The following is a 9,590-nucleotide window of genomic DNA, read 5'->3' as shown; positions in this document are numbered from 1 at the left end:
AGCGGGAACTGCGCGACCGGTTCGCGTAGGGGCCCCACACGTGTCATGCGGGGGCGCCCGCCGACGCGGCGGTCCGGGCTCCGCAGCACGTGACCGGAGCGAACGGGCCGAGCCCCGGCACGGGTCCCGGCCGACGGGCGCGAATCACGTACTTCCGGCACAAATCGCAGATCCTCGGTGCGAACCCGGCCAGAAGGCGTCCTAACGGTCGCCGCGCTCGTCCACGATCCGCTTGAACTTGCCGACCGACCTCTCCAGCGTCCCGGGGTCGACGATCTCGACCCCGACCGACACCCCGATCCCGTCCTTGACGGCCGCCGTGACCGACTCCGCGGCGGCCGTCCGCTGATCCGGCGTGGCCCCCGCCCGGGCCTCCACCCGTACGGTCAGGACGTCGAGGCGGCCCTCGCGGGTCAGCCGCAGCTGGAAGTGCGGTGCGAGCCCAGGCGTACGCAACACGATCTCCTCGATCTGGGTCGGGAAGAGATTCACCCCGCGCAGAATCACCAGATCGTCGCTGCGCCCCGTCACCTTCTGCATCCGCCTGAACACTCGCGCCGTGCCCGGCAGCAGCCGGGTCAGGTCCCTCGTCCGGTAACGGATCACCGGCATGGCCTCCTTGGTGAGCGAGGTGAACACCAGCTCGCCCTCCTCGCCGTCCGGCAGCACCTCGCCGGTGAACGGGTCGACGACCTCCGGATAGAAGTGGTCCTCCCAGATGTGCAGCCCGTCCTTGGTCTCCACGCACTCCTGCGCGACACCGGGCCCCATCACCTCCGACAGGCCGTAGATGTCGACCGCGTCGATCGCGAACCGCTCCTCGATCTCGCGCCGCATTTCCTCCGTCCACGGCTCGGCGCCGAAGATCCCGACCTTCAGGGAGGTCGTCCGCGGATCGACGCCCTGCCGCTCGAACTCGTCGAGGAGTGTCAGCATGTACGACGGGGTCACCATGATGATCTCCGGCCGGAAGTCCTGGATCAGCTGTACCTGGCGTGCGGTCATGCCGCCGGAGGCGGGAATGACCGTGCAGCCGAGCCGTTCTGCTCCGTAGTGAGCTCCCAGGCCGCCGGTGAACAGCCCGTATCCGTATGCGACATGGACCTTCTGCCCGGGGCGACCGCCGGCCGCCCGGATCGAGCGGGCGACCATGTCCGCCCAGGTGTCCAGGTCCCGCTCGGTGTAACCGACGACGGTCGGACGGCCCGTCGTCCCGCTGGACGCGTGGATCCTCCGCACGCGCTCCTCGGGGACGGCGAACATGCCGAAGGGGTAGTTGTCGCGCAGATCGGCCTTGGTCGTGAAAGGGAAGCGGGCGAGATCGGCGAGCGTATGGCAGTCGTCCGGGCGCAGACCTGCCTTGTCGAACGCGGCCCGGTAATGGCCGACGTTCTCGTACGCATGGTGCAGCGTGGCCCGCAGCCGCTCCAGCTGGAGTGCCTCCAGCTCGTCCCGGCCCATTCGTTCCGCCGCGTCCAGCAGAGGCGTCATCCGGATCTCCCTCTTCCGAGCATTCGACCGATCGTTCGGTCGATCCTTCGGTAGTAGTAATTCAGGATGCTCCGTCTTCTGGCAAGAGGGGTGGCGCACACCACTCCCGCGAAGGTGTCCCGCGACGTGGATACGCTCACGCGGACACGGCTGCGCCGCCCGGCCCGCCCTGTTTGGATGGCATACGTGCCGATCTACCACGCGTACGACGGGGCCGGGCTCGCTCACCGCCTCCCGGGAAGGAGCGCACCACCGATCCGCCTCCCCGGCGGGCCGGCGCGTACCTGGGCGGCCTCGGCGGCTCTCGGCCCACCGACAGTGCGTAGTGCTCGATCTGCGTTGCGCCGGGGACTCCGCGGTGCCGGTGGCCCCGTCGACGTACCGCTCTCACCGGCCGGCGACGTCGAGGTTGCGCGAACACCTCGGCCCGGCACACGTCGGCCTGCTCGCCCATGCCGGGGCTGTCGATCCGGCGGCGCTCCACGCCGCCCGGCACCCGCGGCTGCGTACGCTCACGTTCGGCGCACCCGGCACCCGGGCCGTCGGCACCGACGCCACCGATCAGGACCAACGCGACGCCGGTGAACTGCGCCGCGACGAACCCTGGTACGCGGCCGGGCGGGCCGCGCCGGAAGTCACCTGGTCGGGGCGCGACGCCGGCGAAGTCCCAGCCGCCGTCGAGCCGTTCGCCTACCCGGGGCCCGGTTCGACACCATCGACGGAGGGCACCGCGTCCACACCGTTCGGTCGGAGCAATTCCTCGCGGAACAGGGGACGTTCGGCCTGACCTGACCAAATCCCCGACGGGTACCGGGCGGTCACGACCGGTGCAGCAGCGAGGTCAGGACTTCTTGGAGAGTGGTCTCGGCATCGGGTACCGGCCCCGTCGACCGCCAGGCCACGAAGCCGTCGGGACGCACCAGGACCGCGCCTTCGGGTGTCGTGCCGTGGAGCTCCGCCCAGTCGGCCCCGTTCTCCGGCTCCAGATCGGCTCCAGGGCCGATGCCGTACGCCGGGAGCCGTACCGACAGTCCGTCGGCGACCCGACCCGCCGCCCGCCGCCACACCACGTCCTCACCGTCCGTGAGCAGCACGAAGGTGTGCTCGTACAGATCCAGCGTGGACTTGCGCTCCCCATCCTGACGGACCCACAGATGTGGTGCACGACTGCCTGGTTGACCGTTCAGCTGCATTCTCTGCGGCACCACCGGCTGCCCCGGGTCGGCACCCAGCACAGCACCGCGGACATAGCGGTAGCCCAGCGCCACGGTGAGCATCCCGCCCTGCTTCCCGCCGCTCACACCCGGCGCCGCGGCGTACCCCGGGTGGCTGTGCTCGCTGGAGCGCGCCGAGGCCCGCGCGCTCGTCGCCTGCGCCACCGGCAGCCGCTCCGCCTCGTAGGTGTCCAGCAGGCCCGGGCCCGCCTCGCCCTTCAGTACGGCGGCGAGCTTCCACGCCAGGTTGTGCGCGTCCTGAATGCCGGTGTTGGAGCCGAACGCCCCGGTGGGAGACATCTCGTGGGCCGAATCCCCGGCGAGGAAGACTCTGCCGGACGAATACCGCTTCGCGACGCGCTCCGCGGCGTGCCACGGGGCCTTGCCGGTGATTTCGATGTCGATCCCCGGAGCACCGACCGCCGTACGGATGTGCTCGGCGACCCGCTCGTCTGTGAAGTCCTCGAGAGTTTCACCGAGTTGAGGCTGCCACGGCGCGTGGAACACCCACTCCTTCCTGTTGTCGACCGGCAACAGGGCACCGTCCGCCGCGGGGTTGGTGAGATAGCAGACGATGAAGCGCCGGTCGCCCAGCACATCGGCGAGCTGCCGCGAACGGAAGGTGATGCTCACGTTGTGGAAGAGGTCGCCGGGCCCCGTCCGGTCGATGCGCAGCTGCTCACGGATGGGACTGCGCGGCCCGTCGGCCGCGACGAGGTAGTCGGCGCGCACACTGATGTGCTCTCCGGTCTCGCGGTTCTTGAGTGCCGCGTCCACCCCTGACCCGTCCTGGTCGAAGCTCTGCATCTCGGTGGAGAACCGCAGGTCACCGCCCTGTTCGCGAGCCAGCCTCAGCAGCACGGGTTCCAGATCGTTCTGGCTGCACAGGCACCAGCCGGTCGGGCTGAAACGGGCGAGCCCGCCGCCCGGGTCGATCTCCTTGAACAGCCACTCCTGGTCGTCGCCGGTGAGCGAACCGGCCTGCAGAATGCCGTGGTTTTCGGCGAGGACCGACGCCGCTTCCCGGATGCCCGGCTCGGCACCCGCTGTACGGAACACCTCCATCGTGCGCACGTTGTTGCCGCGTCCGCGCGGATGTGTCGAGGTGGACCGGTGCTTCTCGACCAGCAGGTGCTCAATGCCGAGCCGGCCGAGGAAAAGTGAGGTGGACAGGCCCACAAGGGAGCCGCCCACGATGAGGACCGGTACGCGAATGTCGACGTTCTCGTTCATCAGTTGCTCCAGCTCGGACGCCGTTCGGTTGCCTTGTTCCATGCCCTCGTCGGAGCGCTTCGGACGGTCGCTCACCTGAACGGTTCATAAATCTCGCGCCACCCGGACCAGCGTTTCACGATCGGTCACGGAGACGATGCCCGCGGTCACGGGGGCGGACCGCTCACATCCGCCGGGAGAATCCCCACTCCGAATCACTCGCCAACCGACGGTTGACGGCATGCCACCCGGCTTGTCCACGACACCGTCTCGAAGGAGACCGAAAGATGACCATCACCCTCTCGGAACGGATCTCCCAGTCCGCCTTCGACGGCTCCAGGCTGCGGGTCGTGCTGCTGCTGGACCTGTACGACGGGGCGCAGAAGGAGTTCCTGGAGGCGTATGAGCACCTGCGCAATCAGGTGGCATCCGTCCCCGGGCACATCAGCGACCAGCTGTGCCAGTCCATCGAGAACCCCTCGCAGTGGCTGATCACGAGCGAATGGGAGAGCGCACCCCCGTTCCTCGCCTGGGTGAACAGCGAGGAGCATGTCGCGACGGTGCAGCCGCTGCACGGCTGCGTGCGCGACACCCGTTCGCTGCGCTTCAGCGTTCTGCGGGAGACCGGAAAGTCGTTCGAGATGGCGCCCGAGACGGCCAAGAGCAGGCTGCAGGCGTCACCCCGCCTCGGCGACGGAGTGGTGCGCCACGCGCTGACTTTCACCGTCAAGCCCGGCACCGAGGACATCGTGGCGAAGATCCTGGCCGACTACGACTCTCCGAACGCTCGTGTCGACGAAGGCACCCGTTTGCGCCGTACGTCGCTCTTCATGCACGGAAACCGCGTCGTGCGGGCGGTCGAGGTCGAGGGTGACCTCCTCGCGGCCCTGCGCCACGTCGCCCGGCAGCCCGAGGTCAGGGCAGTCGAAGAGGCCATCAACCCGTACCTGGAGCAGGACCGGGACCTCAGCGACCCGAACTCCGCCCGGATGTTCTTCACCCGGGCGGCGCTCCCCACCGTCCACCACGTGACCGCGGGCCGGCACAAGGCCGAGGACATCCGCCGGCACGCGCTCTTCTACCAGGCCAAGGAGGGCTGCGGCATGGCACTCGCCCGGCTGCTCGCCGGCCACGACGAGGAGGCCGCCGACGACCCCGCGAGCATCATCGACAGCAGCACCATCTTCCAGCGCGACGACGTCGTCGTCCGCCTCCTCGAAGCTATCGAACCGATCGACGCGCAGGCCGCTCAGGCGGTCGGCATCGACGGCCCTGGCAAGGTGGCCAGGCTCGGACGTCTCCTCGACAGCGGCGCGAACGCCGTGCCCACGAACGACCAGGGGATCTCGCACTTCCTCGCAGAGGCCGAGATGACCCTGATCACCGATCGGCGGGCCATGGAGTCCTGAACCGCGCATCCGCACCCTGGGGGGTTCTCGCTCAACCCGTCAATACAACGCGCAATGCGCCAGGAGGAAAGCAATCATGACCATGCACCGGCCACGCATCGTGGACCTCAGCGAGACGCAGCCCAACCGCAGGCGCGGAGGCGACCTTCGCGCCATGCTCACGCCGACAGCGGTGGGAGCCACCAGCGGCTTCATGGGGCTGGCCATCGTTCAGCCCGGCGACCGCATCGGCGAGCACTACCACCCGTACTCCGAGGAGTTCGTGTACGTCGTGAACGGTCTCCTGGAGGTGGATCTGGATGGTGAACCGCACCGGATGCGGCCCGATCAGGGCCTGCTGATCCCTCCCCATGTACGCCACCGGTTCCGGAACGTCGGCGACGTCGAGGCACGCATGGTCTTCCACCTCGGCCCGCTCGCCCCGCGCCCGGAACTCGGCCACGTCGACACCGAGCACACCGAGTCCGCCGAGCACACCCCGTCCGCCGAGCACACACGGTCCGCCGGGCGCGCCGCGCCGCAGGAACGAACGGCCGCCTCATGACCCGCCGCGTGGGGGTCACCGGCGTCGGCGTCGTGGCCCCCGGCGGCATCGGCGCACCGGCCTTCTGGGACCTCCTCGCGAACGGACGCACCGCGACCCGGGGCATCACGCTCTTCGACCCGGCCGGCTTCCGGTCCCGTATCGCCGCCGAGTGCGACTTCGACCCGGCGGCCCACGGACTGGACGCGGACCAGGTCGCCCGGTCCGACAGGTACGTCCAGTTCGCGATGGTGGCCGCCAGGGAGGCCCTCGGTGACGCGGGGCTCGACCCGGAGAAGGTGGACCCCTGGCGCATGGGGGTGTCGCTGGGCACCGCGGTCGGCGGCACCACCCGACTGGAGCACGACTACGTCGCCGTCAGCGGCAGCGGTGCCCGCTGGGACGTCGACCACCGGCCGGCCGGCCCGCATCTGGAGCGGGCCTTCTCACCCAGCTCCCTCGCTTCGGCGGTGGCCGAGCAGGTCGGCGCGCACGGCCCGGTGCAGACCGTCTCCACGGGCTGCACCTCAGGCCTGGACGCGATCGGGTACGCCTTCCAGTCCATCGAGGAGGGCCGCGTCGACGTCTGCGTCGCCGGGGCGTCCGACTCACCCATCACCCCGATCACGGTGGCGTGCTTCGACGCGATCAAGGCCACCTCGCCGAACAACGACGATGCGGAGCACGCCTCCCGGCCGTTCGACTCCCGCCGCGACGGCTTCGTCATGGGCGAGGGCGGAGCGGTGCTCGTCCTGGAGGAGCTGGAGCACGCCCGCGCCCGCGGCGCGACCGTCTACTGCGAGATCTCGGGCTATGCCACCTTCGGCAACGCCTACCACATGACCGGGCTGACCCCCGAAGGGCTGGAGATGGCCGAGGCGATCAACCGGGCGCTCGGTCACGCCCGGATAGACGGTTCGCAGATCGACTACGTCAACGCACACGGCTCGGGCACCAAGCAGAACGACCGGCACGAGACGGCCGCCGTGAAGCGGGCACTGGGCGCGCACGCCTATGACGTACCGATGAGTTCCATCAAGTCCATGGTCGGTCACTCGCTTGGAGCGATCGGGGCCATTGAGATTGCGGCCTGCGTACTCGCCCTGGTCCACCAGACAGTACCGCCGACCGCGAACTACGAGAGCCCGGACCCGGAGTGCGACCTCGACTACGTGCCCCGCACCGCACGTCCCGTGAAGCTGCGCAGCATCCTCTCGGTCGGCAGCGGATTCGGCGGCTTCCAGTCCGCGGTGGCCCTGACGCGAACAGGTGGGAGGACACCATGAGAACCCGAAGAACCAGACGCACCGTCGTCACCGGCATCGGTGTCGTCGCCCCCAACGGAATCAACACCGAGGCCTTCTGGAAGAGGACGCACGAAGGGATCAGCGTCCTCGACCAGGTGACCCGCGAGGGGTGCGAGCACCTCCCGCTGCGGGTCGCGGGCGAGGTGCGGGGTTTCGAGGCGGCCGAGCTGATCGAAGAGCGCTTCATCGTCCAGACCGACCGGTTCACGCACTTCGCGATGGCCGCCGCGGACATCGCTCTGGACGACGCCCGACTGGGCCGTGCCGACTACGAGAACTCACCGTTCGACGTCGGCGTGGTGACCGCTGCCGGGTCCGGCGGCGGTGAATTCGGTCAGCGTGAACTCCAACGGCTGTGGGGACAGGGATCCAGCTACGTGGGCCCGTACCAGTCCATCGCCTGGTTCTACGCCGCCAGCACCGGCCAGATCTCGATCCGCGGCGGTTTCAAGGGGCCGTGCGCGGTTGTGGCCAGCGACGAGGCGGGCGGCCTGGACGCGCTGGCGCACGCCGCCCGTTCGATCCGCGGCGGAGCCGAAGCGGTGGTGGTCGGCGCGGCCGAGGCACCGCTGGCGCCCTATTCGGTCGTCTGCCAGCTCGGCTACGAGGACCTGAGCACCTGCGACGACCCCGCCCGCGCCTACCGGCCGTTCACCTCGGACGCCTGCGGATTCGTGCCGGCCGAGGGCGGCGCGATGCTGGTGGTCGAGGAGGAGCAGTCGGCGCGTCGGCGCGGGGCCCGTGTAAGGGCCGAAATCGCCGGGCACGCCGCCACGTTCACCGGCGCGTCCAAGTGGGAGGAGTCCCGGGAGGGCCTCGCCCAGGCGATCAGCGGCGCCCTGCGGGAGGCCGACTGCGCGCCGGACGAGATCGACGTCGTCTTCGCGGACGCCCTCGGCGTACCGGCGGCCGACCGCGCCGAAGCGCTCGCGATCGCGGACGCACTCGGCGCGCACGGCCGACAGGTTCCGGTGACGGCCCCCAAGACCGGCATCGGCCGCGCGTACTGCGGGGCCCCGGTGCTGGACGCGGCCGCGGCGGTGCTCTCCATGGAGAACTCGCTGATACCGCCCACGCCGAACGTCTTCGAGGTGTGTCATGACCTCGATGTCGTCACCGGCAGTGCGCGCCCCGCCGAGCTGCGGACGGCCCTGGTGCTCAGCCGCGGGCTCATGGGCTCGAACGCGGCGATGGTGCTGCGGCGCTCCACCGACACCCAATCGTGAGAAGGAGAAGTCCTCATGACCGATCGACTGACCTACGCGGAACTCGCCGTCCTGATGAAGAAGGGCGCCGGACTCACCGTGGACCCGCGCGACATGGAGAAGCGCCCCGGCTCCGCTTTCGACGAGTTCGGCCTCGACTCGCTGGGCCTGCTCGGCATCGTGGGCGTGCTGGAGAACCGGCACGGCCGACCGCTGCCGACCGACGCCGACCGCTGCAAGACCCCCCAGGAATTCCTGGACCTCGTCAACAACAGCCTCATGCAAGGAGCCTGACGTGCCTGGACGCACCGAGAACGAAATCACCATCGCCGCCCCCCTGGACCTCGTCTGGGACGTGACCAACGATCTGGAGAACTGGCCTCGGCTGTTCAGCGAGTACGCCGCGGTCGAGGTCATCGAACGGGACGGCGACAGGACGAAGTTCCGCCTGACCATGCACCCCGACGAGAACGACAAGGTGTGGAGCTGGGTCTCCGAGCGGACCGTCGACCGCGCCGGCCGCACGGTCCACGCCCGCCGGGTCGAGCCGGGCCCGTTCCAGCACATGAACATCCGGTGGGAGTACTCCGAGGTCCCCGGCGGTACGAAGATGCGCTGGACCCAGGAATTCGCGATGCGGCCCGACGCGCCCGTCGACGACGCGTGGATGACCGACAACATCAACCGCAACTCCAAGGTCCAGATGGAGCTCATCCGGGACAAGATCGAGCAGCGCGCCCGGGAGCACCGTACCGCCTCGGTATCGGCCCGCTGACCCGCCGTCCGCCCGCCCCACGCAGCCCGGCACCCCGCCGTCCGACCGGGGTGCCGGGCCGGGAACCAGAAAGGCATCCCACGATGCACCACGCTCTGATCGTCGCCCGGATGGCACCGGGTTCGGCACCGGACATCGCCGAGTTGTTCGCGGCCTCCGACAGCACCGAACTGCCGCACCTCGTCGGCGTCACCAGGCGCAAGCTGTTCCAGTTCGGCGACGTCTACCTCCACCTGATCGAATCGGAACGCCCGCCGGGCCCCGAGATCGCCAAGGTGACGCAGCACCCGGAGTTCAAGGAAATCAGCGAAAAGCTCACCGCATACGTGAGCGCGTACGACCCGCAGACCTGGCGCAGCCCCAAGGACGCCATGGCCCACGAGTTCTACCGGTGGGAGCGCGACGCCACCGCCTGAGACGGAAAATCGCCCCGGGCCGGCCAGTCGGCCGGACC

At 69.6% G+C, this 9,590-nt stretch carries 10 protein-coding genes; 8 read left to right on the top strand and 2 right to left on the bottom strand.

The features are described from left to right. Nucleotides 1-201 precede the first annotated feature (201 nt). Complete coding sequence (paaK, locus tag ACFU8Q_RS34970; RefSeq protein WP_384462195.1) at nucleotides 202-1,491, bottom strand: phenylacetate--CoA ligase PaaK; 1,290 nt, start codon at nucleotides 1,489-1,491, stop codon at nucleotides 202-204. Nucleotides 1,492-1,816: 325 nt separating this feature from the next. Between paaK and ACFU8Q_RS34965 the strand changes: the two genes are divergently transcribed. Continuing rightward, the gene (locus ACFU8Q_RS34965) at nucleotides 1,817-2,278 is read left to right on the top strand and encodes a hypothetical protein (RefSeq protein WP_384462191.1); all 462 of its coding nucleotides are present in this window, start codon (nucleotides 1,817-1,819) and stop codon (nucleotides 2,276-2,278) included. Between the two features lie 31 nt (nucleotides 2,279-2,309). Here ACFU8Q_RS34965 and ACFU8Q_RS34960 read toward each other — a convergent pair whose 3' ends face one another. After that, the gene (locus tag ACFU8Q_RS34960) at nucleotides 2,310-3,938 is read right to left on the bottom strand and encodes an FAD-dependent oxidoreductase (protein ID WP_384462198.1); all 1,629 of its coding nucleotides are present in this window, start codon (nucleotides 3,936-3,938) and stop codon (nucleotides 2,310-2,312) included. 266 nt (nucleotides 3,939-4,204) lie between these two features. On the opposite strand from ACFU8Q_RS34960, the gene ACFU8Q_RS34955 reads away from it, so the two are divergent. The 7 genes from ACFU8Q_RS34955 to ACFU8Q_RS34925 all read left to right on the top strand — a co-directional run bounded on the left by ACFU8Q_RS34955 (nucleotide 4,205) and on the right by ACFU8Q_RS34925 (nucleotide 9,552). Further along, entirely contained in the window at nucleotides 4,205-5,326 is a 1,122-nt protein-coding gene (locus ACFU8Q_RS34955; protein WP_384462188.1) for a SchA/CurD-like domain-containing protein, read from the top strand. A gap of 76 nt (nucleotides 5,327-5,402) precedes the next feature. After that, on the top strand, nucleotides 5,403-5,870 hold the full coding sequence (locus ACFU8Q_RS34950; RefSeq protein WP_384462185.1) for a cupin domain-containing protein: 468 nt from the start codon (nucleotides 5,403-5,405) through the stop codon (nucleotides 5,868-5,870). Further along, nucleotides 5,867-7,135, top strand: a complete 1,269-nt coding sequence (locus ACFU8Q_RS34945; RefSeq protein WP_384462182.1) for a beta-ketoacyl-[acyl-carrier-protein] synthase family protein — start codon at nucleotides 5,867-5,869, stop codon at nucleotides 7,133-7,135. Before ACFU8Q_RS34950 ends, ACFU8Q_RS34945 begins: the two co-directional genes overlap by 4 nt. Beyond that, complete coding sequence (locus ACFU8Q_RS34940; RefSeq protein ID WP_384462179.1) at nucleotides 7,132-8,382, top strand: beta-ketoacyl synthase N-terminal-like domain-containing protein; 1,251 nt, start codon at nucleotides 7,132-7,134, stop codon at nucleotides 8,380-8,382. The genes ACFU8Q_RS34945 and ACFU8Q_RS34940 overlap by 4 nt, the downstream gene beginning before the upstream one ends. Before the next feature lie 15 nt (nucleotides 8,383-8,397). Then, entirely contained in the window at nucleotides 8,398-8,655 is a 258-nt protein-coding gene (locus ACFU8Q_RS34935) for an acyl carrier protein (protein WP_266744373.1), read from the top strand. Between the two features lies 1 nt (nucleotide 8,656). Continuing rightward, nucleotides 8,657-9,136 carry an SRPBCC family protein gene (locus ACFU8Q_RS34930; protein WP_384462175.1) on the top strand — a complete coding sequence of 160 codons (480 nt, stop codon included), beginning with the start codon at nucleotides 8,657-8,659 and terminating at the stop codon, nucleotides 9,134-9,136. A gap of 83 nt (nucleotides 9,137-9,219) precedes the next feature. Continuing rightward, nucleotides 9,220-9,552, top strand: a complete 333-nt coding sequence (locus ACFU8Q_RS34925) for a TcmI family type II polyketide cyclase (RefSeq protein WP_384462172.1) — start codon at nucleotides 9,220-9,222, stop codon at nucleotides 9,550-9,552. Nucleotides 9,553-9,590 lie beyond the last annotated feature (38 nt).

It is taken from the genome of Streptomyces sp. NPDC057543 (genome assembly GCF_042801895.1).
GTDB lineage: Bacteria > Actinomycetota > Actinomycetes > Streptomycetales > Streptomycetaceae > Streptomyces.
Note: the sequence above shows the minus strand (reverse complement) of the source record. Positions and strands in the feature narration are given on the sequence as shown.

What these genes read in the sequence shown, in the direction of transcription:
- ACFU8Q_RS34950 (WP_384462185.1), top strand. Translation starts at nt 5,403, where the DNA reads ATGACCATGCACCGGCCACGCATCGTGGACCTCAGCGAGACGCAGCCC.
- ACFU8Q_RS34955 (WP_384462188.1), top strand. Translation starts at nt 4,205, where the DNA reads ATGACCATCACCCTCTCGGAACGGATCTCCCAGTCCGCCTTCGACGGC.
- ACFU8Q_RS34925 (WP_384462172.1), top strand. Translation starts at nt 9,220, where the DNA reads ATGCACCACGCTCTGATCGTCGCCCGGATGGCACCGGGTTCGGCACCG.
- ACFU8Q_RS34940 (WP_384462179.1), top strand. Translation starts at nt 7,132, where the DNA reads ATGAGAACCCGAAGAACCAGACGCACCGTCGTCACCGGCATCGGTGTC.
- paaK (WP_384462195.1), bottom strand. Translation starts at nt 1,491, where the DNA reads ATGACGCCTCTGCTGGACGCGGCGGAACGAATGGGCCGGGACGAGCTG.
- ACFU8Q_RS34945 (WP_384462182.1), top strand. Translation starts at nt 5,867, where the DNA reads ATGACCCGCCGCGTGGGGGTCACCGGCGTCGGCGTCGTGGCCCCCGGC.
- ACFU8Q_RS34935 (WP_266744373.1), top strand. Translation starts at nt 8,398, where the DNA reads ATGACCGATCGACTGACCTACGCGGAACTCGCCGTCCTGATGAAGAAG.
- ACFU8Q_RS34960 (WP_384462198.1), bottom strand. Translation starts at nt 3,938, where the DNA reads ATGAACGAGAACGTCGACATTCGCGTACCGGTCCTCATCGTGGGCGGC.